Here is a 21267-nt window from a genome sequence, read left to right as displayed (position 1 = left end):
AGGCGTTCCATGGCTTGTGGTGGGGCTGGGGTGCACTATAGATTGGCGCTCACGCAATCAATATTGGCGTTTACCCATATGCTCAATGCGGCCACGCACTATTCAATCGCTTATACCGACCTGTCGCTGATCCTCGCCCTGGTGCGCGGCGGCAGCCTGGCACGCGCGGCGGCGTTGCTGCGCGTGGATGTGTCCACGGTGTTCCGCGCGGTGCGGCGCCTGGAGGCGGCGCTGGGCCAGACGCTGTTTGAAAAAAGCCGCGCGGGTTACTTGCCGACCAGCCTGGCCAGCACCCTGGCGCAGCAGGCCGAGCGCGCCGAGCAGGCGTTGGAGGCCGCGCGCATTGGCGTGGAGCAGGGCGGCGAAGTGATCAGCGGCACGGTGCGCCTGACATGTACCGACTCGGTACTGCAAGGCCTGCTGCTGCCTGCGCTGGCGCAGTTTATGCCGCAGTATCCCGCGCTCACTCTGGAGTTGAGCACCTCCAATGATTTCGCCAACCTCAGCCGTCGTGATGCGGATATCGCCCTACGCTTGACCAGGACGCCACCGGAGCATCTTGTAGGGCGCTGCCTCGGTACTGTGTCGTACGTCGTGTGTGCCAATGCCGACTATGCCCGGTGCCATGCCGGTCGGGAGTTGGCCGAGTTGGCCTGGATCGCACCGGATGATTTCCTGCCCGACCACCCCACCGTCGCCTGGCGCCGCGAACACCTGCCAGGCGTGCGCCCCAGCTATCGTTGCAACAGCATGTTGTCGGTCACCGAACTGGTGAAGGCCGGGCTCGGCGTGGCGGCGTTGCCCGACTTTTTATTGGATGACGCCCTGCAACCGCTGGGGCCGGCATTGGCAGGGCACGACACTGCGCTGTGGTTGCTCACGCGCCCCGACTGCCGGGCGTTACGCTCGGTGGTGACGTTGTTTGACGAGCTGGGACGGCACGTGCGCTTGAATAAATGAACGTTTGGGGCGAACTGCACCGACCTTGGCTTCAGGTTTTTCTCACAAAGTGCTCATGCATTTCACACGTCAGGGTTTCGATGTGTTCCGTCAGTTGCTTGGTCATTTCTGTCAGCCGGGTGTTTTGTTCGAGCAGTTCCAGCAGTTGTCTGGTGGTCTGCGCGGCCTGGGCCTGGCGTTCGGTATTGGCGATGGCCAGGGCTTCGCGGTGTTGCGCGTCGGCGTCTGACTGGGCTTTATCCCGTGCGGCTTGCCGGGTCTGGGCCAGCAGAATCAGCGGTGCGGCATAGGCTGACTGCAGGCTGAAGGCCAGGTTGAGCAGGATGAACGGGTACACGTCGAAGTGGGTGATGCCGGTGGCGTTCAATGCCACCCACAGCACCACGATGGCGGTTTGCGCGCCGAGGAAGGTCGGCGTGCCAAAGAAGCGCGCGAACGCTTCAGCCTTGAGCGCAAAGGTGTCGTTGCCAAAGGTGGGCGCCAAGTGCGCGTGGGCACGATGGAAGCGCAGGTGGTCGACGGGGGCTGTGTCGGGCTTTTCTGAGTGCATGGCGGGCTCGGGTCATCGTTAAGACAGGGGGTGACTATAGCCCTGGCGACCTGTCTTACGCATGAATAACCCGTAGCCTGCTTAGCGCCCGGCGCGCTCGTTGGCAAACGCACTCACCGCCTGCACCGCCTCGCTGGTGCCCTCGCGGATCTGCAGGATGACCGTGCCGGCTCGGTTGGCCAGGTCCACGGCTTGAGCGGCGCGGTCGCGGGTGCCGTCCATGCTCTCGATGGCCTGGCGGGTTTCGTCCTGGATCATCGCGATCATGCTGGAAATTTCCGCCGTTGAGCCACTGGTGCGTGCCGCCAATTGCCGGACTTCGTCGGCCACCACGGCAAATCCGCGGCCTTGCTCACCCGCGCGGGCTGCTTCGATGGCTGCGTTGAGGGCCAGCAGGTTGGTCTGCTCGGCGATGCCGCGAATGGTGTTGACGATGGTGGTGATCTGCTGCGAACGCTCGCCCAGCTTGGCGATCAGGTGCGAAGAGTCGTCGATGTCGGCGGCGATGTCGCGCATGCCGTTGGCGCTTTGCTGGATCACCTCGGCGCCTTTTTCGGCGATGTCCCGGGTACTCAGGGAAATGTGATACGCCTGGGCCGCGCTGGCCGCATCGGCCGCGTGTTGTTGCACGCTCGCGGTCACGTCCGAGGCGAACTTGACCACTTTGCACAGCTGGCCGCTGGCGTCATACACCGGGTTGTAGTTGGCTTCGAGCCAGACGGTCTGGCCGTTTTTGTCCACGCGTTCGAACTGGCCGCTGAACAGTTCGCCCTGGTTCAAACGTTTCCAGAATTCTTTGTAGGCCGCACTGTTGGCCAGTTGCGCCGGGCAGAACAGGCGATGATGCTGGCCCTGGATCTGCGCCAGGCTGTAGCCCATGCGCTGCAGGAAGTTCGCATTGGCCGTGATGATGGTGCCGTCGAGGTTGAATTCGATCACCGCCATTGCCCGGCCGATAGCCGCCAATTTGGCATTGGCTTCGCTCTCGGCCTGCAGGCGGTGGGTGACGTCCATGGCGTACTTGACCACCTTGATCACTTGGCCTGCCTCATCACGTACCGGGTTGTAGCTTGCCTCCAGCCACACCGACTGCCCCTTGTCGCCCACGCGTTCGTACGTACCGGCCTGAAATTGGCCGCTGCGCAGGTTCGACCACAACTGCTGGTACTCGGCGCTACGGGCGAACGCGGGGGGACACAACAGACGGTGGGGCTGGCCCACGATCTGCTCGGCGCGGTAGCCCATGGTTTTGAGGAAATTGTCATTGGCCCGCAACACATGGCCCTGCAGGTCGAATTCGATCACCGCCATGGAGCACTCGATGGCGTTCAGCAGGCTGGCCTGTTGCGCGAGGGTGTGGTGCAAGAGGCTGATGGTTTTTTTATGGGCGTTGAATAACATGTTCGGGGGCTCGTACAGGCAGACGTGAGGTATCCATGAATGTGCGCCTGTCCCCGTAAGGCATTCTGCCTTACGGTTGACCTGCTCATTGTCAGTGTCCTGTTTCTGACAGCGGGGGGGGAACAAGGGGCTCAGAGTGGTCAGCGTGACAAGAAGTTCGCCCCAGGGGCAGGACCTTTTTTGGGTAGGCGACCAGTGGCGGCATTGTGCTATCGCTCAGCCGGCCTGACGGGAGAATCAGACGAGGTGCGTAAGGCCTTTCAACTGCAGTGAACGACCTTTTTCTCACTGAGGTTGACCCGGTTGCGCCCGGTGTCCTTGGCGGCATACAGCGCCCGGTCCGCCGCATTCAGCCACATCGCGGCGTCGGTGAAGGAAGGATGGAAATCTGCCAGGCCGATGCTCAGGCTCACGCGCAGTTCGGGGATATGCGCGGGACGGTAGTTGCTGAATTTTTCGCGCATGCGCTCCATGATTCGCGCCGCTTCCTCCTGATGCATCTGCGGAAGAATCACACAGAATTCATCGCCGCCATAACGTCCCGCCAAGTCGTTATTCCCCAGGTTGCGCCGGAGCTCCAGGCTCAGTTGGCGCAGCACGGCGTCGCCGACGATATGGCCGTGGGTATCGTTGATCTGCTTGAAGTGGTCGATATCGATCAGCGCGATGGTGGCGTGGCTTTGTTGCTGCCGGCACTTGTGGAACGTGAGGTGCAGCAGGTCTTTCCATGAGCCGTGATTGAGCAGGCCGGTGAGGCTGTCGATGCGGCTTAACGCGCTGAGGGTGCGTTTGTGTGCCGACAGGTTGATCGCCAATTGATAGCAGACCATGCCGATGGCCATCGGGTAGAGGGTCAGCATCGGCAGGCAGGCATAAACTTGCACCAAACCGACGCTGGGGTTGAAGTGCAAGCCAAACAGCAGCACGGCCACCCCGGCGCCGAACAGTTGGGCCAGTGCGCCGCGAATCAACAGGCGTTTGCCGCCGGCGGCCACGTTGTTCATGGACACCATCGACAGCAGGGTGACGCTGGTTAACGGTGTGAACTGCAGCGTCGCGACCCAGAACCCACTGAACAAGGCGTCATACACCAGGTTGCGCTGTTCGCCGTCATAGGGAACCTTGGAATGGGCCGCCCACTGATACGCCAGGTGAGGCCAGACCACGCCATTGAACAGCAGTAATGCCCAGACCCAGCCAGGCATGGCCAACGGATACAGGGCTGCAATCACGCCGATGCTGCACATGGCCGCGCCGATGATCCTTGGCCTGTAGATGCGTCTGGCAAACGAAAGCCCTTTGCCTTGTCTGTTTTCCATAGATTCCCGGTTCAGCTGCTTGACCTGCACGGCGATGCACGCTCGGTGGATTAACCGTTGATCGGATAAGCGCGGTGAATATTGTGGGGACTCGCAGGGGAATAATCAGTGTCCTTCCAGGCCATTTGCGCAGAGCAGAGGGCGAAAGCGTCAAAAACGACCTGGAATGTCGCGCCTGCAACACCTTTTATGGGCGGCGCGGGGCAGTGACTTCGTAGCCGGCCAGGAACAGGTCGATGGCCGACTCGATGACATTGGCCTGGCTGGCAGTGTCGAGGATGGGTTGGCCGAGGGTGATCTGGGGCCAGAAAGCGAAGGCTTTGAGCAGGCTTTGGATCTGGTGGGCGGCAAACGCCGGGTCGGTGCAGCAGAGGCGGCCGTCTTCCTGGGCGGCACGTACCCATTGGGTGAAACCTTCTTCGCGCTGGCTCAGGCGGTTGACCATGTCTTGCGCGCGGTCCGGCGAATGAATGGTCGCAGCGATGGCGACGCGGGCCAGGTCGAGGAAATTGGCATCCGACATCATCTTCATCTTGGCCTCCAGCAACCCGCGCAATTGTTCGCGCAGCGGGCGTTCGCTGGCGTAGCTGACATCGAGTTGCGCGACGCTGCTGGCCCAGAGTTGGTGCAGGATTTCGGCGAACAACTCTTCCTTGCTGGGGAAGTGGTTGTACACGGTGCGTTTGGAAACCCCGGCGGTGGCGGCGATTTTGTCCATGCTGGTGACCTCGAAACCGTTCTCGCGAAACTCGGCGATGGCCGCTGCCACGATGGCTTGGCGTTTACGGTCGGTGAGGCGCTGAGGGGCAGTCATGGGTGGCGTTCGGCTCTTGAAGTAAAATTACACTCGGTAGTTTACTTGCTAACGGTTTTGTTGCAATCTTGAAACTACACTGTGCAGTGTAGTTTAGCTGCGGACCGTAGGAGTCACTCTGCAATGGCCACCGTCTCACCCCGCATCGACCCTTCCTCCACCGCCGTGCAGGGCAAATCGCATTTCAGTAACGCCCCCCCTGTGCCGCACGGTGGCTTCGGCAAAACCTTGCGTATCTTTTGGAACATGCTGTTCAACAAACCGCGTACCACGCGGCCGGTAGGGGCGATTCCGGTGCAACCGTTGTCCCGCGACCAATTGCTGGCCGCACCCGATCACAGCGTGTTTCGCCTTGGGCATTCCACCGTATTACTCAAGATGCGCGGTAAGTTCTGGGTGACCGACCCGGTATTCGCCGAACGCGCCTCGCCATTCAGTTGGGCCGGCCCCAAGCGCTTTCACCAGCCACCGATCAGTCTGGATGAGCTGCCTGAGCTGGAAGCGGTGATTCTTTCCCACAACCACTACGATCATCTTGACCGCAAGGCTGTCATCCAACTGGCCGCCAAGACCCGTTATTTTCTTGCGCCGCTGGGCGTGGGTGACCTTCTGGTCAAGTGGGGCGTGGCGGCCGACAAGGTGCGCCAGCTGGATTGGTGGCAGGGCACCGAGGTGCAGGGCATTCGTTTCGTGGCGACGCCGGCGCAGCATTTTTCCGGGCGCGGGCTGTTTGATGCCAACCAGACGCTGTGGTGTTCCTGGGTGATGGTCGACGGCGCGCGGCGGATCTTTTTCAGCGGTGACACCGGTTATTTCGACGGCTTCAAGCGGATCGGCGAACAGTACGGCCCATTTGACCTGACGCTGATGGAAACTGGGGCCTACAACGTCGACTGGCCACACGTGCACATGCAGCCGGAGCAAACCCTGCAGGCGCACATCGACCTCAAAGGGCGTTGGCTGCTGCCGATTCACAACGGCACCTTCGACCTGGCTTTCCATGCCTGGCACGAACCGTTCGACCGCATCATGGCGCTGGCGTGGGAGCGCAATGTGTCGATTACCACGCCGCCGATGGGGCGCGCGTTCAGTTTGAATCACCCTGAGCGTGGGTATGCATGGTGGTTGGAGGTGGAAACTCAGGATGCGCAACAGCCCCTCGTGAGCTGATGAGGGGGGATCGGAAAAAGGAGTTTTCAAGCTGTTTCAGGACTGCGACACGTGCCCATGAAGGGTGCGATGATCCCCGAAAATGAGTGTTCAGGGGGCAGATCTGATGGAAGGCAAGTGTAAGAAATATGGGTGGCCGGGCATGGGTTGTCAGATCGGAGCGTGGGGGCCCGCGCTCACGGAATCCACCGGCCTGGCGACGGCAACCTGCCATTCCGCCGTCGAACCCGCGAGCCCGCCCAGCATTGCGTTTGGTGGTGTTCCCTTGCCTCAGGTGCATGCCGACAGCCGCGTCCCGATCCCGGGTTATGACGCACCGGCACTTCCCATAAAGCCCATGCGGGATCCCTCGTTGTCGCTGATCGCCTTGAACGGTGTCGACCCAAGGGAGCCAGTCATGGTGGCGGTGCCGCCGGTGCAAGACAATTGCACGTTTACGACCGTCTACGGGTTGTCCGGCAAACGCATAGGGTTTGCCGACTGCTACGGGAGTGGCCCTGATCAAACGTCTATCGCACACCGGCCGCCCTTCACGCGGGCGCTGGAAACCCTGTGTCGGGCCGGGGTAAAGCTGGTTCCGGTACCGGCACGACGGGTTGATGCAAGCCTCCAGTTCAACCTGCACACCCACAATGAAATCGACGAACTGGTGAACGAGTATCGGCTGGATGCCCTGGTATCCGACAGCCAGAGTGCCGCGTTCCATGAGGCGTGTTGGGCTGGGTATCCACGGTTTGGCGAGCCACTCGAGGGCGGCACTACGGTGTGGTTCTACGGTGCGCGATGGTCGAGGGAATCACTGGCCGTGGTGGTGCAGGGGTATCGCAGCGTGCGTTTGAACAACCCCACGCCTGACCCTGGGCACTGAAACCAATGGCTCCATCATTGTGCCCGCGGTGTTCCAACGCCGTGGAGCGAACCCCGCCAAAGTAGGCGTCAAACCTGGGGGGTTTAGCCTGCGCACCTGGCGTCGGCCCTCATTCCCCACCCCGGCGCAAACCCTGGAAAAAATACCAGCCCTTCTGCTTCCAGCCGAAACGCCAGGGCCAGACGGGTTTTGTCATCCACCTCGCCAAGGCCTTCAAACTGTTGAACCGATTCGACCGCGACGCCCGCGTGACGGGCCAGGTCTTCGCGGCTCCAGCCCAGCATGAGCCGGGCCTGTGCGCTATGTTTGGCGGTGAATTGGTGCAGGACGATCTGCTGTTCTACAAAAGAGCTCATTGCCAGAGAGGACATCGGGTTTCTCCAGGGTTCGACGGGGAGGGCAAACTATACTGTGTTTTTGTACAGTTGTTTCGACCGCTCATCAACTGGATTTTTTTGATGGCTTTTCAGCCTCCCTCTATTCGACCCTCGGCGCCTCCCGAATAATCAGGTGGTCCAGGTTCTCGATATTCGCGCTGAACACCCCGAACGTCTGCTCGGGGTTCTTCTTGCTCGGCACCTGTTTCAGCTCGGGCGTCACTCCATAAAAGAAGCAATACAGCGACCGCTCACTGCTCGCAGCGGCTTTGATCTGCTCCAGGAATGCGGTGCGCTTGCGGTAGTTGTCGATGAGTTTTTTGCTCAGGTAGACGTTCACCGAATACGGCTTCTTGTCGTGCCATACCTTCTTTTCGAAGTCGATGCGAAAGCTGCTGGTGTAATCCTTGATCGCTTTGATCTTGCCCCAGTAGATCAAGCCCTTGTTGTCTTGCAGGTATTCGATTTTCTTGAAAAAAGCCCAATAGGTCGCCGTGTGATCACCGATCTTCAGCGGCATGCGCTTGAGCGTATCCTTGTCGTCGATATTGGACACGTAGCATTCCACCGGGTGGGCGAATACGCTGGTTTTATCTGGGGTATGGTCGCTGGCGCCGTGGGATGGGGTTGCTTGAGGTGACGGCACCTTCGTGTGGGCTTGTGGGAGGCTTCCTTCGGTACCGGCGGGTGCGGGTTTGCGTGGGTACTGACGCCGCGTCAGCACCCATTCCGACGGGAAGTTGTCCTCGCGCTCGTCGTCATTTTCACCCGCAGCGGCCTTGTGCGTACTGGCATAGCGGCAGCCTTCGATATGCCGGGTGCTGGTTTTGTTCTTGAAATGCGGCGTGCGCACATAATTGACGTTTTTCGCGTTGAAGGTGCCCAGTGCATTGCCCGTATCGAACGCCCCACGGCAGGCGTCGTTGGGGCAGAGGAAGCTATCCTGTTCGGAGTCGTAGGCTGCGGTTTCATCGAAATTCAGCTCTCGGACGTCGTAGATCGACAGCTTGTCATCGAGGCTCAGGCTGTAGGCCGTATCGAATTTCATGGGGCTTGGGTCCGGGAGAAGTTTCGCTGGATATTACGCAGATATCGGTCATTGCAGCGATCGAATGTACAGGCTTACGGCCCCCAGCGAAGCTACCGCCAACCCCGCCACCGCATTAGCGCTGCAACCGAGCCCGCTTTTTCTTCTTCGCATGAAAATGCCGAAAATGCGCGTCCTGCGCCGCCGCCAGCAACTCCCGGTCCCCGCGCGTATCGCCCCAGGCCCTGAGCCGGTACTCCCCCAGGTCGCCATACACCGCTTCGAGCCGCAGCACCTTGTTCTCACAGCGGCAATTATTCCCGGTGAGCTTGCCGGTCAACACCCCATCCACCACTTCAAGCTCAGTGCCGATCAAGCGGATGCCAAGCCGATCGGCAAACGGCTGCAACACCAACGCCGGCGACGCCGAACACAGCGTCACCACCGCCCCCGAGCCCAACTCCTGCTCCACCGACAACACCCCCGCCGGGCGCATCAACCGCGCCCAATTGCGCTGGCAATACTCCTCGGCCTTCTGCTGCACCCACGTCTTCTCCACCCCCGTCATAAAGGTGCGGATCAACTGCGCCTTCAACTCATCCCGGCTGATCTGCCGCACCAAAAAGCGCAGCCCCGGCACCGCCAGCTTGACCATCCGGCCATAAAACTCGCCGGGGCCAAAGGCAAACTTGAGGAAGGGCACAAAACTGTCGTGGTGGGTGAGGGTGCCGTCGAAGTCAAAGACGGAAAGTACTTTGGCATCAACGGGGCCGGCTTCGAGCATGTCTGGGTTCACGGGTTGGCCTCGGTCCTATCTAATAGTTTTGAACGTGCATCAGCTGTGACAGCAGGAGTCTACTCCCGTGCCAATCTTCCGATTTTGGCGTAAAGCCCTTCGGTGAAAGCCTCCCGATCACTCGACCGGTGACGACGCTGATGGCAATTGGGGCACAAGGCTACAGCATTGGTGATGCGATCCGAACCCTTCTGGGCCAGGTGCTTGACGTGATGTACTTCGAGGAATGGCAAACGTTTATGGGTAGTCCATTTGTTCCAGCCGTTCAAGGGCCTTGTCCAACGCAGTTTGTTGCACGCACAACCGACAGCGCAGGTCGTCAAGCTGTTCTCTCCGCTGTGCTATCGATAGCTTCGTGGGGTTATCCAATAGCCGCTGCGCATGCTGTTGGATCATCGCGATGTGGTTGTAAACCAGCCTCACGGCAGCCTTTGCAGAGTGTTTATCCGCTTTGGCTAGATGCTGGGCTTTCAATAGGATGCCGCTTGCAATCAAACTTCCGCCGGCAGCTGCGATGGTGTAGCTGACAAGTGCGGCGGCCAGCTTAAGGTCGCTAAAGTACTTAGCGACTTCGGCGTTATCGGCGGCTTCTTGCAAACTGTAGGAAAGGTATCCGCCGGCGAGGGCCAGGACAAAACCCATGACGCAGAGAACGAACGGTTTTCTGAAGACAAACCCACCGAGAAACATCCAGGTAGCCAGTCCGATTGACGCGATTATGATTAGGGTGGCGTAGAGCATTTCCATGTGCTGATTGGACCTTCTAACTTCCATATATAAAAAAAGAGCCGCCCATGGGCGGCTCTATCTGGTGTTTGTAACTTCAATCCCAGCTCAGCGCGCCGCCGGTCTGGTACTCAATCACACGGGTCTCAAAGAAATTCTTCTCTTTCTTCAAATCCATAATCTCGCTCATCCACGGGAACGGGTTGGTCGTGCCTGGATACTCTTCCTTCAGCCCAATCTGCGACAAACGACGATTCGCGATGAACTTGAGGTAATCCTCCATCATCGCCGCATTCATCCCCAGCACCCCACGCGGCATGGTGTCACGCGCATATTCGATCTCCAACTGAGTCCCTTGCAGGATCATCTGGGTCGCTTCTTCCTTCATCTCGGCATCCCACAAATGCGGGTTTTCGATTTTGATCTGGTTGATCACGTCGATACCGAAGTTCAGGTGCATCGACTCATCGCGCAGGATGTACTGGAACTGCTCGGCCACGCCGGTCATTTTGTTGCGGCGGCCCATGGAGAGGATCTGGGTGAAGCCGCAGTAGAAGAAGATGCCTTCCAGTACGCAGTAGTAGGCGACCAAGTTGCGCAGCAGTTCTTTGTCGGTGTCGACGGTGCCGGTTTCGAACTTGGGGTCGGAGATCGAGCGGGTGTATTTCAGGCCCCACGCGGCCTTTTTAGCCACCGATGGGATCTCGTGGTACATGTTGAAGATCTCGCCTTCATCCATGGCCAGCGATTCGATGCAGTACTGGTAGGCGTGGGTGTGGATCGCTTCTTCGAAGGCCTGGCGCAGGATGTACTGGCGGCACTCCGGGTTGGTGATCAGGCGGTACACGGCCAGCACCAGGTTGTTGGCGACCAGCGAGTCGGCGGTGGAGAAGAAGCCCAGGTTGCGCATGACGATGCGGCGTTCGTCGTCGGTGAGGCCTTCGGGGTTTTTCCACAGGGCGATGTCGGCGGTCATGTTGACCTCTTGCGGCATCCAGTGGTTGGCGCAGCCGTCGAGGTACTTCTGCCAGGCCCAGTCGTACTTGAAGGGCACGAGTTGGTTGAGGTCGGCGCGGCAGTTGATCATGCGTTTTTCGTCAACGGCGACGCGGGCGGAGGCGCCTTCGAGTTCGGCGAGGCCTTCGGCGACGTCGAGTTTGTCCAGGGCAGCCTTGGCGCGGATGATGGCGGCGGAGTCGTTGGCGGTGACGGCGCGGGCTTCGACGGCGGCAGCGGCGCCGGCACCGTCGAGGCGGTCCATGTTGGCTTCGGTGGCGTGGCCGGCGTTGGCGCCTTTAGCGGCTACTTCGCCTTCTTCTTCTTTGTCGAATTCGTCCCAGCTCAGCATGACGTGTCGTCTCCTGCGTGAGGGCTCAAAGGTGCCCGTGTGAAACCGCGTGGTTGGGTGTTCACACGGCCCTGAGGCCGCGGTGGATCTTAAGGAATCGTTTGTTGCAGCAGCTCGCGCAGGCATTAAACGGAATAGGGTTACGGGTACTCTGCGTGAGGCTTGAGGTGCGGAGCGGTGCGCGCTTGCTCCAGCGGAGGCCTCAGGTCTGGCTCTTCGTCCCAATGTAATGGGATATTGCAGGCCCGATTTACCCGCGCATTATAGGGAAAAAATCGGCGCTGTGTTGCGGCGGATGGTCTCGGCGCGCGCACAAAATGAAGACTTTTTTACCCGGAGTGCGGGTTTACAGGGGTTGGCGGGGTAGGAATTTTTTGACGGACGGTGACGAGATTTCAGTGGGCATTTGCCGCATGCAGGCGCCAGCCCTGTAAATCGGGCAGTTGGCGGGGTAGGGCTCAATGTGCAGGGCCGGGTATTTGAGCGCGCAGAAACTGCAGCAGGCTTCTGCATGCCGCCGATTGATACGGCGTGGGCCGGGTGATGATGTGAAAGCGCCTGGACGCCCAACTGTCGCTCAACCCGATGCTGACCAGCCCCGGCCCGTCGGTGTAGCTGACCGCTTTGCGGGGAATGACGGCGATACCCATGTGTGCCTGGATCATCCAGCACACCGCATCGAAGCTCTTTACATGCACGTCGTACTGGATCGTTTGGCTGTCGCTGCGGGCCGCGTGGTCCAGCATTCGGTACAGCGGGCTGTCCGTGTGCAGGGCGATATGGCGGAACGACAGGCTGTCTGAAAAGGCGATCACGCGATGCTGGCACAACGGGTGGCCCATCGGCACCATCAGCACCAGTTCGTCCCAGTGGTAATCATGCACCTGCAGCCCGCGCTCTACCGCGTCGCACAGGCCCGTGCCAATACCCAGTTCATGTTGATTGCCGAGCACCGATTCCAGGACCTCTTCGCTGGTCTGTTCCTCCAGTGCTATTTCAATACCGGGGTACTCCGTACGGAAGGCGCGAAGGTCGTGGGGCAGGAACTGAATGATGCTGGAGCGGTTCGCGCCGATCCTGATATGCCGCGTCGGCCCTTGGCGAAGCCGGACATCTGCGCGCTCATCTGCAATAAGTCATCGACGACCCGCGTTGCGTGTTCAAACAGGCACTGGCCGGCAGGCGTGGCGGTGATGCCTTTTTTGTGCCGATAGAACAAGGGGGTGCCAACGGCTTCTTCCAGTTCCGCAATGCGTTTGCTCACCGCCGAGGCCACCCTGTTTTCTCGTTCCGCGGCGCGCGCAATGCTGCCCAATTCGCAGGCGGCAATGAAGAGCTTCAAGGAGGTGGGGTCAAATCGCCAGATTGATTGCATGGAGCACCGCTATTTGGTGATGGGTGTGCTGAGCAATGATCACTACCGTTAAACGGGTCGAAGTTTAGTCTCGCTCTCAAAAGGAGAGGGCATATGGCTAAAACACCCCTGCGCTTTGAAGGACGCATCCTGTTTTTATCCAGCCACTGCGAGGCCGTTCGTGCCCAGCTCCAGGGGCACGACATCACGCTGACCGCTGCGCTGCCACTGCGTGATGATATTTCCACCGATGAAATCACGCCCGTGGTCGTCATGATGACCTATGACGCGCGGCTGGGTGAGTTTCCCTACGTGGGCTTCAAGGTTGAAGGCGTGTGCCCGATCGGCAATTTTGCGGTTCAGGCGGGCGGGTTCACGGTCACGGTGGCAGGCAAGCGTTATGGCAAGGGCTCTTCGCGCGAATCCAGCCCACTTGCCGTCGCGTGATGGCAACGTGTTCAACCCGCTCCCGAGCAGCCGGCCTCTCACGTTGGTCGAAAAGATCATCGAGCGTCGTCGCCTCGGGCCTGATAAGGCGGTGGCGAAAGGGGATGGCGTATTTATCTCGGCGGACTGGCGTTTTAGCCACGATTACTTCACCGGGATGTGCGCGCACTTGATGCACGACGCTTTTGGTGACGATGTGGCGCTGGTGCGTGCCCATGAAATTATTGCTTTTCAAGACCATCTCATCCTGGCCAGCCAGAGTGTGGCCCATGTGCGAGACAACCTGCTCGCTGCGGTCGGTGGGCTGGCCAGCGCCCATCACGCGTTTGTACGGCGCTACCCGGTGATCGAGCACGGCGCATTGCACGACAGGCCTGGCTCGGAGGGTATCTGTCACGCCTTGATGACCGAGAAGTACGCGCTGCCCGGTCAGGTCGTCGTCGGTACCGACTCACATTCCCCGCACTCCGGCGCGCTGGGCTGCCTGGCCTTCGGGGCCGGCGCCACCGACATTGCCAACAGTTGGGCCACGGGTTACATCCGTTGCCGGGTGCCCGAGATCATCCGTGTCGAGCTCAATGGCCGGCTTGTGCCGGGGGTTACCGCCAAGGACGTGGTACTGCAGTTGCTGAGCCTGGCATTCATTCGTCAGGGCCATGGGATTGGCGCGGTGTTCGAGTACACCGGCGAAGCGGTGCGGGCCATGTCCATTGATGAGCGGGCCACGTTGACCAATATGGTGGCGGAGCTGGGCGGGTTCACCGGTATCGTGCAGCCCGACCAGAAAACTGTCGATTTCATCCTTGAGCGCCGGGGCGTGGCTATTGAATTGGAAGGGTGGTTATTCAGCGATGCGCAGGCCGAGTACAAAGAGCGGTTGGCGATCGACTGTTCGCGCCTGAGGCCCAGGGCTTGTCCCTGCATGAGCGCACCCGGCTCTACCTGCAATATGGCACGCTGGCAGTTCGCGACTACTGCATCGAAAAGGGCTACCTGGCCACCTTCGAGCGCCTGGGCGTCGAAATGATCATGCCCGGGTGTGGCGCCTGCGCGAACTGTGGGCCGGGGTCATCCACGCGCGCGGACCAAGTAACGGTGAGTGCGATCAACCGCAGCATTGCTATCGCCGGGGGGATTGCCGCCGTGAATACGGTGGGGCAGCTCAGTGGGATGGTCGCGCCGTTGCTGGTGGGCTACATCAACGATGTAGGCGGCAACACCTACCTTGGCATGTTGGCGCTGGCACCGTTCTGCCTGATATGCACAGGCGTGGTGTACTGGGGGTTGCCGGATGATCGCACCACAGGCAAGCCTGCTCGTCGGTTTATGAACGTCGCGCGGCTGGGGCGATAAAAGAGGCTGGGCCTTTGCCGCAAGAACGATTTCTTGCGGCGAGCAAGCATTCAACTTGAAAACTCATTACCCGTTGGAGCAACCATTGCCCATCACGTGATAATTAAGAATATGCCGTTGGCCGTGCGAGTCTTCATATTCCATCTTCACCGGTACAACTTCGCAGACTTCCGGGATATTACTCATGGACACTACTTTGGCGACATCCAAGTGCGTGCTGTAGGTGTAGTCCTCAACAATCGGGGCGTTCTGGCCGGCCAGCTCGGTCGGGGCTTCGTCGGCCAAGACGGTGGTGGCAAACAGGCTGCTGAGGGCCATTGCTACTAGAACTTTCATTTCTTTACTTACCTTCTTTGGGGCGAAAGGGGTCACGGGGCCCTTGTGAGGCCGCGTGCGTAACTTGAAGTTTGGGAGTTCGGATTAACGTTGCCTTCGTGGGGGCTGTTGCGGTGTTAATCAGATTGCCTTGTTGGCGGAGTTGATTTTAGGCGTGGGGGTTATATTCATATACCCGTGGTTTTGATAAACACTTTTAGCGGTTTTTGTAACAATCCCGTGTTAAAGGTTTTTTCACAAACCGTCGAAGCGCCGCAGGCCGCGGGCCAGAGCGCCAAAGCTGGATACCGGGGCAATTTGTAGGGGCTTGTTACTACCATCGTCGAATGGTTCTATAGGCCGGCCCCGGCTACAACAGGGCCATACAAAAACAACTATTGTCACCGAGGTAAGAAAGATGAGTGCGGCTTCCCTGTACCCCGTTCGCCCCGAAGTAGCAGCCAACACGCTGACCGATGAGGCGACCTACAAGGCCATGTACCAGCAGTCGGTGGTCAACCCCGATGGTTTCTGGCGTGAGCAAGCCAAGCGTCTTGACTGGGTCAAGCCTTTCACCGCGGTGAAGCAGACCTCTTTCGACGACCACCATGTCGACATCAAGTGGTTTGCCGACGGCACCCTGAACGTTTCCTACAACTGCCTGGACCGTCATCTCGCCGAGCGTGGCGATCAGGCGGCGATCATCTGGGAGGGTGATGACCCTGCCGAAAGCCGCACCATCACCTACCGCGAGCTGCACGAAGAAGTCTGCAAGTTCGCCAACGCCCTGCGTGGCCAGGACGTGCACCGCGGCGACGTGGTGACGATCTACATGCCGATGATCCCCGAAGCCGTGGTCGCCATGCTGGCCTGTACCCGCATCGGTGCGATCCACTCGGTGGTGTTCGGCGGTTTCTCGCCGGAGGCCCTGGCCGGCCGTATCATCGACTGTAAGTCGAAGGTGGTGATCACCGCCGACGAAGGCATCCGCGCAGGTAAGAAAATTCCGCTCAAGGCCAACGTCGATGACGCCCTGACCAACCCGGAAACCAGCAGCATTCAAAAGGTCATCGTGTGCAAGCGCACCAATGGCGCGATCAAGTGGAACCAGCATCGCGACATCTGGTACGAAGACCTGATGAAAGTGGCCGGCACCGTGTGTGCGCCTAAAGAAATGGGCGCCGAAGAAGCGCTGTTCATCCTCTATACCTCCGGTTCCACCGGCAAGCCTAAAGGCGTGCAGCACACCACCGGCGGCTACCTGTTATACGCAGCCCTGACCCACGAGCGCGTGTTCGACTACCGCCCGGGCGAAATCTACTGGTGCACCGCCGACGTTGGCTGGGTCACCGGCCACACCTATATCGTCTATGGCCCGCTGGCCAATGGCGCGACCACGCTGCTGTTCGAAGGCGTGCCGAACTACCCGGACATCACCCGGGTGGGCAAGATCGTCGACAAGCACAAGGTCAACATCCTCTACACCGCGCCGACTGCGATCCGCGCGATGATGGCCTCGGGCACCGCCGCTTGCGAAGGCGTGGATGGCAGCAGCCTGCGCTTGCTGGGTTCGGTGGGTGAGCCGATCAACCCCGAGGCGTGGGACTGGTACTACAAGAACGTCGGCCAATCCCGTTGCCCGATCGTCGATACCTGGTGGCAGACCGAAACCGGCGCCACCCTGATGAGCCCGCTGCCGGGCGCTCATGCGCTCAAGCCGGGTTCGGCCGCACGGCCGTTCTTTGGCGTGGTGCCGGCGTTGGTGGACAACCTGGGCAACATCATCGAAGGCGCCGCCGAAGGCAACCTGGTGATCCTCGATTCGTGGCCAGGCCAGGCGCGTACGCTGTACGGCGATCATGACCGTTTTGTGGACACTTACTTCAAGACCTTCCGCGGCATGTACTTCACCGGCGACGGTGCGCGTCGTGACGAAGACGGCTACTGGTGGATCACCGGGCGTGTGGACGACGTGCTTAACGTGTCCGGCCACCGCATGGGCACCGCCGAGATCGAAAGCGCGATGGTCGCCCACCCTAAAGTCGCCGAAGCGGCGGTGGTGGGTGTGCCGCACGACATCAAGGGGCAGGGCATTTATGTGTACGTCACCCTTAAAAATGGCGAAGAGCCGAACGAAGCGCTGCGCCTGGAGTTGAAAAACTGGGTGCGCAAGGAGATCGGGCCGATCGCTTCGCCGGATGTGATCCAGTGGGCGCCGGGCTTGCCGAAGACCCGTTCGGGCAAAATCATGCGCCGCATCCTGCGCAAGATTGCCACGGCTGAGTACGACGGGCTGGGTGATATCTCCACCCTGGCCGACCCAGGTGTGGTGGCGCATTTGATCGAAACCCACAAGACCATGAACGTCGCGTAACGCGGGCTAGGTGGCAAAGAGCCCCATTCGGCATGAGCCGGCTGGGGCTTTTTTGTGCGTTCTCGAAACCACGAAGATCCCCTGTGGGAGGGAGCTTGCTCCGATAGCGGAGGTCCAGTGACCTAGGTGTTGGCTGACACACTGCAATCGGGAGCAAGCCCCCTTCCACATTTGGGCTGCATTTCAGGTCAGGCTCATGACCAGTCCAATAAATATCGGTTTTTCACGTAGGAGGTTTCTGAATGTTACCGAGCGGCGCAAATGTGTAACCCTGCGCCCAAACATGAGGCAAAGCGCTACGCCCGCGCCGCGAAAAACCGCGTTTTAGACACCCCCGCAAATAAGATCAAACGCCACACTTGCCGTGCTAGAAGGGTTTGCGAATAATAGGCCCGCAATTTGCAGCGTCTACAGGTTTAGTGTCTTTTGTCTCTGCATAAAATTCAGGGGCTGTCAATGAGCTGGAACCGCTTTCTCGGTGCTTCTGTAAATTGTTGTCGCATTGAGGAAATATCGGCTTCCGGCCTGTCGTTAGAATGCCGATCACTCGCTCGTCGTCTCCAGTGTTGAACTGGCGTAGGACGCAGCACCGCTATTCGGTTTCACCTTCGCCGCATCGTGGGCCATGGCTCATACTGCTGTTTTGCCCTATACCGATGGAGTCCCAAGATGAAGAAACTCGTGCTGTTGGGCGCCCTGGCGCTGTCCGTGCTGTCCATGCAGGCTTTCGCTGAAGGCAAGCCTCTGAAAATTGGTATCGAAGCGGCCTACCCTCCGTTTGCCTCGAAGGCGCCGGATGGCAGCATCGTCGGTTTTGACTACGACATCGGCAACGCCCTGTGCAAGCAGATGGACGTCAAGTGCACCTGGGTCGAGCAGGAATTCGATGGCCTGATCCCAGCGCTCAAAGTGCGCAAGATCGACGCGATCCTGTCGTCCATGTCCATTACCGACGACCGCAAGAAGTCCGTGGACTTCACCAACCGCTACTACCTGAGCCCGGCGCGCCTGGTGATGAAGGACGGCACTGCGGTCAGCGACAGCCTGGATGAGTTGAAAGGCAAGAAGATCGGCGTACAGCGTGGCTCGATCCATGACCGTTTCGCCCATGAAGTCCTGGCGCCAAAAGGTGCGGACATCAAGGGTTACAGCACCCAGAACGAAATCTACCTGGACGTGGCTGCCGGTCGTCTCGACGGTACCGTGGCTGACGCTACCCTGCTGCAGGACGGTTTCCTGAAAACCGACGCCGGCAAAGGCTACGCGTTTGTAGGCCCGTCGTTCACCGAAGCCAAATACTTCGGCGACGGCATCGGCATCGCGGTACGCAAGGGCGACAAGGAAAACCTGGACCGCATCAACGCAGCCATCGCCGCGATCCGTGCCAACGGCGAATACAAGAAAATCCAGGACAAGTACTTCGACTTCGATATCTACGGCGCTGACGCCAAGTAAATCGTCGCGGCTGTCTGTGCAAAATGGCGCAAGCAACAGAACACTCTGAAGTTTGCGCCATTTTTTCATCCCCCTTTTCGAGGACCTGAATCATGTTGAAAGGCTACGGGGCCGTCATCCTCGATGGCGCATGGTTGACGCTTCAGCTCGCCTTGTCGTCCATGGCCTTGGCCATTGTTCTGGGTCTGATCGGGGTCGCGTTACGCCTGTCGCCGGTGCGCTGGCTGGCCTGGCTGGGTGACTTGTACTCCACGGTGATCCGCGGGATCCCCGACCTGGTGCTGATCCTGCTGATTTTCTACGGCGGTCAGGACCTGCTCAACCGCGTCGCGCCGATGCTCGGCTACGACGACTATATCGACCTGAACCCCTTGGCCGCCGGTATCGGCACCCTGGGTTTCATCTTTGGCGCCTACCTGTCGGAAACCTTCCGCGGTGCCTTCATGGCCATCCCCAAGGGGCAGGCCGAAGCCGGCCTTGCCTATGGCATGAGCAGCTTCCAGGTGTTTTTCCGGGTGATGGTGCCGCAGATGATTCGGCTGGCTATCCCTGGGTTCACCAATAACTGGCTGGTACTCACCAAGGCCACTGCGCTGATTTCGGTGGTGGGCCTGCAAGACATGATGTTCAAGGCCAAGCAGGCGGCAGATGCCACCCGCGAGCCTTTTACCTTCTTCCTCGCGGTGGCGGCGATGTACCTGGTGATCACCAGCGTGTCGTTGCTGGCCCTGCGTCATCTTGAGAAGCGCTACTCGGTAGGCGTAAGGGCGGCTGATCTATGATCTTCGACTACAACGTCATCTGGGAATCCATGCCGCTGTACCTTGGCGGTTTGCTGACCACCCTGAAACTGCTCGCCATTTCGCTGTTTTTCGGCCTGCTCGCCGCCTTGCCGCTGGGCTTGATGCGCGTGTCCAAGCAGCCGATCGTCAACGGCGCGGCGTGGCTCTACACCTACATCATCCGCGGCACGCCGATGCTGGTGCAGCTGTTTTTGATCTACTACGGGCTGGCGCAGTTCCAAGCGGTACGCGAGAGCTTCCTGTGGCCGCTGCTGTCCAGCGCCACCTTCTGCGCGTGCCTGGCCTTTGCGATCAACACCAGCGCCTACACCGCAGAAATCATCGCCGGCAGCCTCAAGGCCACGCCCAATGGCGAGATCGAGGCAGCCAAGGCCATGGGCATGTCGCGCTATAAGCTGTACCGCCGCATCCTGCTGCCGTCGGCCTTGCGCCGCGCGCTGCCGCAGTACAGCAACGAAGTGATCATGATGCTGCAGACCACCAGCCTGGCGTCCATCGTCACCCTGATCGACATCACCGGTGCCGCGCGCACGGTGAATGCGCAGTTTTACCTGCCGTTCGAGGCCTACATCACCGCCGGCGTGTTCTACCTGTGCCTCACCTTCATCCTGGTACGCCTGTTCAAGTTGGCCGAGCGCCGCTGGCTGAGCTACCTGGCGCCACGGAAGCATTGATATGGAACGTATCGATCACCTATTGCCCTGGGGGCATCTGGGCTGCGAACGCCAACTGAGCGTATTCCGCTTTGGCAGTGGCGAGCGCAAGGCCTATATCCAGGCCAGCCTGCACGCCGATGAACTGCCCGGCATGCGCGCCGCCTGGGAACTGAAAAAACGCCTCGGCGAACTGGAACGTCAAGGCGCCCTCAACGGGGTAATCGAGTTGGTACCGGTGGCCAACCCGATGGGCCTGGGCCAGTTGCTGCAAGGCAGCCACCAAGGGCGTTTCGAGGTAGGCAGCGGCAAGAATTTCAACCGTGATTTCGTCGAATTGAGCGAACCGGTCGCGGCGTTGCTGCAAGGCCGGCTGGGCGATGATGCCCACGCCAACGTGGGCATGATTCGTCAGGCCATGAGCGCCGCGCTCAGCGCGTTGCCGGCCCCGAGCAGCCAGTTGCAAGGCATGCAGCGTATCTTGCTGAGCCACGCCTGCACCGCCGATGTGGTGCTCGACTTGCACTGCGACGCCGAGGCCGCGCTGCATATGTACGCGTTGCCCCAGCATTGGCCGCAGTGGCGTTCGCTGTCGGCGCATTTGAACGTGAAGGTCGGCCTGCTGGCGGAAGATTCCGGCGGCAGCTCGTTCGATGAAGCGTGCTCGTTGCCGTGGTTGCGTCTGTCGCGGATGTTCCCTGAGGCGCAGATCCCGCTGGCGTGCCTGGCGACGACCCTGGAATTGGGTGGCCAGGCCGATACCGGCCGGGATGAAGCGATCTTCCACGCCGAAGGCATCCTCGCATTCCTCGCCGAGCAGGGCCTGATCAAAGGTCAATGGCCGGAGCCGCAGTTCGAGCCTTGCGAAGGCATGCCTTTCGAAGGTACGCAATTGCTGTTCGCCCCCCACGCCGGGGTCATCAGTTACCTGCGTAAGGCCGGTGACTGGGTTGAGAAGGGCGATGCGATTTTTGAAGTGATTGACCCCCTGGAAGACCGCGTGAGCGTCATCTGCGCGGGCACCTCGGGGGTGTTGTTTGCCGTTGAACGGCTACGTTATGCCCAAGCGGGTTTCTGGCTGGCCAAGGTGGCGGGGCGCGATGCGCTGCGGCACGGGCGCTTGCTCAACGACTGACCACCTGTTTTTGTGAGAACCG

Annotated in this window: 22 protein-coding genes and 3 pseudogenes; 11 read left to right on the top strand and 14 right to left on the bottom strand. The window is 60.0% G+C overall.

Annotated features, from left to right (window positions below; translation table 11 throughout):
- Positions 1-78 precede the first annotated feature (78 nt).
- A complete protein-coding gene (locus KSS96_RS22185; protein ID WP_017529102.1) occupies positions 79-960 on the top strand; it encodes a LysR family transcriptional regulator in 882 nt (293 codons plus the stop codon).
- A gap of 31 nt (positions 961-991) precedes the next feature.
- On the opposite strand, the gene KSS96_RS22180 is transcribed toward KSS96_RS22185, so the two are convergent.
- The 5 genes and pseudogenes from KSS96_RS22180 to KSS96_RS22165 all read right to left on the bottom strand — a co-directional run bounded on the left by KSS96_RS22180 (position 992) and on the right by KSS96_RS22165 (position 5044).
- Positions 992-1510 (bottom strand): DUF1003 domain-containing protein, encoded by a 519-nt coding sequence (locus KSS96_RS22180; protein ID WP_017529101.1) that lies wholly within the window; start codon positions 1508-1510, stop codon positions 992-994.
- A gap of 81 nt (positions 1511-1591) precedes the next feature.
- A pseudogene (locus KSS96_RS28395) lies at positions 1592-2026 on the bottom strand (methyl-accepting chemotaxis protein); the annotation flags it as partial.
- Positions 2027-2143: 117 nt separating this feature from the next.
- Positions 2144-2911 (bottom strand): annotated as a pseudogene (locus tag KSS96_RS28390) (PAS domain-containing protein); the annotation flags it as partial.
- 260 nt (positions 2912-3171) lie between these two features.
- The gene (locus KSS96_RS22170) at positions 3172-4230 is read right to left on the bottom strand and encodes a diguanylate cyclase (protein ID WP_217855329.1); all 1059 of its coding nucleotides are present in this window, start codon (positions 4228-4230) and stop codon (positions 3172-3174) included.
- Between the two features lie 187 nt (positions 4231-4417).
- The gene (locus tag KSS96_RS22165) at positions 4418-5044 is read right to left on the bottom strand and encodes a TetR/AcrR family transcriptional regulator (protein WP_017529098.1); all 627 of its coding nucleotides are present in this window, start codon (positions 5042-5044) and stop codon (positions 4418-4420) included.
- Positions 5045-5167: 123 nt separating this feature from the next.
- Between KSS96_RS22165 and KSS96_RS22160 the strand changes: the two genes are divergently transcribed.
- Both KSS96_RS22160 and KSS96_RS22155 read left to right on the top strand, forming a co-directional pair.
- Positions 5168-6214, top strand: coding sequence for an MBL fold metallo-hydrolase (locus tag KSS96_RS22160; protein ID WP_068937296.1), 1047 nt, complete (start codon positions 5168-5170; stop codon positions 6212-6214).
- Positions 6215-6356: 142 nt separating this feature from the next.
- Positions 6357-7082, top strand: coding sequence for a hypothetical protein (locus tag KSS96_RS22155; protein WP_225913299.1), 726 nt, complete (start codon positions 6357-6359; stop codon positions 7080-7082).
- A gap of 83 nt (positions 7083-7165) precedes the next feature.
- Here the strand turns inward: KSS96_RS22155 and KSS96_RS22150 are convergent, their stop codons facing one another.
- The 8 genes and pseudogenes from KSS96_RS22150 to KSS96_RS22115 all read right to left on the bottom strand — a co-directional run bounded on the left by KSS96_RS22150 (position 7166) and on the right by KSS96_RS22115 (position 12731).
- On the bottom strand, positions 7166-7453 hold the full coding sequence (locus KSS96_RS22150) for a helix-turn-helix domain-containing protein (RefSeq protein WP_017529095.1): 288 nt from the start codon (positions 7451-7453) through the stop codon (positions 7166-7168).
- Positions 7454-7559: 106 nt separating this feature from the next.
- Positions 7560-8507: a hypothetical protein gene (locus KSS96_RS22145; protein ID WP_065876718.1), complete on the bottom strand. Its 948-nt coding sequence runs from the start codon at positions 8505-8507 to the stop codon at positions 7560-7562.
- Between the two features lie 115 nt (positions 8508-8622).
- Positions 8623-9270, bottom strand: a complete 648-nt coding sequence (locus KSS96_RS22140; RefSeq protein ID WP_032883485.1) for an HAD-IB family hydrolase — start codon at positions 9268-9270, stop codon at positions 8623-8625.
- 71 nt (positions 9271-9341) lie between these two features.
- Positions 9342-9515, bottom strand: a pseudogene (locus KSS96_RS22135) (HNH endonuclease); the annotation flags it as partial.
- 4 nt (positions 9516-9519) lie between these two features.
- Positions 9520-10029 (bottom strand): hypothetical protein, encoded by a 510-nt coding sequence (locus KSS96_RS22130; protein WP_017529092.1) that lies wholly within the window; start codon positions 10027-10029, stop codon positions 9520-9522.
- 76 nt (positions 10030-10105) lie between these two features.
- Positions 10106-11356 carry a ribonucleotide-diphosphate reductase subunit beta gene (locus KSS96_RS22125; protein WP_217855327.1) on the bottom strand — a complete coding sequence of 417 codons (1251 nt, stop codon included), beginning with the start codon at positions 11354-11356 and terminating at the stop codon, positions 10106-10108.
- A 458-nt stretch (positions 11357-11814) separates the two neighbouring features.
- Positions 11815-12399, bottom strand: coding sequence for a LysR substrate-binding domain-containing protein (locus KSS96_RS22120; RefSeq protein WP_263978345.1), 585 nt, complete (start codon positions 12397-12399; stop codon positions 11815-11817).
- The gene (locus KSS96_RS22115) at positions 12348-12731 is read right to left on the bottom strand and encodes a LysR family transcriptional regulator (RefSeq protein WP_083221600.1); all 384 of its coding nucleotides are present in this window, start codon (positions 12729-12731) and stop codon (positions 12348-12350) included. Before KSS96_RS22115 ends, KSS96_RS22120 begins: the two co-directional genes overlap by 52 nt.
- Before the next feature lie 93 nt (positions 12732-12824).
- Here KSS96_RS22115 and KSS96_RS22110 point away from each other — a divergent pair, with 93 nt between their 5' ends.
- From KSS96_RS22110 to KSS96_RS22100, 3 genes are read left to right on the top strand one after another with little or no spacing between them, the layout of a single operon-like run.
- Entirely contained in the window at positions 12825-13157 is a 333-nt protein-coding gene (locus KSS96_RS22110; protein ID WP_217855325.1) for a 3-isopropylmalate dehydratase small subunit, read from the top strand.
- 7 nt (positions 13158-13164) lie between these two features.
- Positions 13165-14184, top strand: coding sequence for an aconitase family protein (locus tag KSS96_RS22105; RefSeq protein WP_217855324.1), 1020 nt, complete (start codon positions 13165-13167; stop codon positions 14182-14184).
- Positions 14070-14510 carry an aconitase family protein gene (locus tag KSS96_RS22100; protein ID WP_217855323.1) on the top strand — a complete coding sequence of 147 codons (441 nt, stop codon included), beginning with the start codon at positions 14070-14072 and terminating at the stop codon, positions 14508-14510. Before KSS96_RS22105 ends, KSS96_RS22100 begins: the two co-directional genes overlap by 115 nt.
- Positions 14511-14576: 66 nt before the next feature.
- Here KSS96_RS22100 and KSS96_RS22095 read toward each other — a convergent pair whose 3' ends face one another.
- Positions 14577-14846, bottom strand: a complete 270-nt coding sequence (locus KSS96_RS22095; RefSeq protein ID WP_017529408.1) for a DUF2790 domain-containing protein — start codon at positions 14844-14846, stop codon at positions 14577-14579.
- A gap of 397 nt (positions 14847-15243) precedes the next feature.
- Here KSS96_RS22095 and acs point away from each other — a divergent pair, with 397 nt between their 5' ends.
- From acs to KSS96_RS22070, 5 genes are all read left to right on the top strand, one after another.
- Positions 15244-17199 (top strand): acetate--CoA ligase, encoded by a 1956-nt coding sequence (gene acs, locus KSS96_RS22090; RefSeq protein ID WP_065876832.1) that lies wholly within the window; start codon positions 15244-15246, stop codon positions 17197-17199.
- Between the two features lie 669 nt (positions 17200-17868).
- A complete protein-coding gene (locus tag KSS96_RS22085) occupies positions 17869-18654 on the top strand; it encodes an ABC transporter substrate-binding protein (protein WP_017529410.1) in 786 nt (261 codons plus the stop codon).
- 92 nt (positions 18655-18746) lie between these two features.
- Complete coding sequence (locus KSS96_RS22080; protein WP_010208305.1) at positions 18747-19436, top strand: ABC transporter permease; 690 nt, start codon at positions 18747-18749, stop codon at positions 19434-19436.
- Entirely contained in the window at positions 19433-20131 is a 699-nt protein-coding gene (locus KSS96_RS22075; protein WP_017529411.1) for an ABC transporter permease, read from the top strand. The genes KSS96_RS22080 and KSS96_RS22075 overlap by 4 nt, the downstream gene beginning before the upstream one ends.
- 1 nt (position 20132) lies before the next feature.
- The gene (locus tag KSS96_RS22070; RefSeq protein ID WP_017529412.1) at positions 20133-21245 is read left to right on the top strand and encodes a succinylglutamate desuccinylase/aspartoacylase family protein; all 1113 of its coding nucleotides are present in this window, start codon (positions 20133-20135) and stop codon (positions 21243-21245) included.
- Positions 21246-21267 lie beyond the last annotated feature (22 nt).

It is taken from the genome of Pseudomonas asgharzadehiana (assembly GCF_019139815.1).
In the GTDB taxonomy this organism is placed as follows: domain Bacteria; phylum Pseudomonadota; class Gammaproteobacteria; order Pseudomonadales; family Pseudomonadaceae; genus Aquipseudomonas; species Aquipseudomonas asgharzadehiana.
Note: the sequence above shows the minus strand (reverse complement) of the source record. Positions and strands in the feature narration are given on the sequence as shown.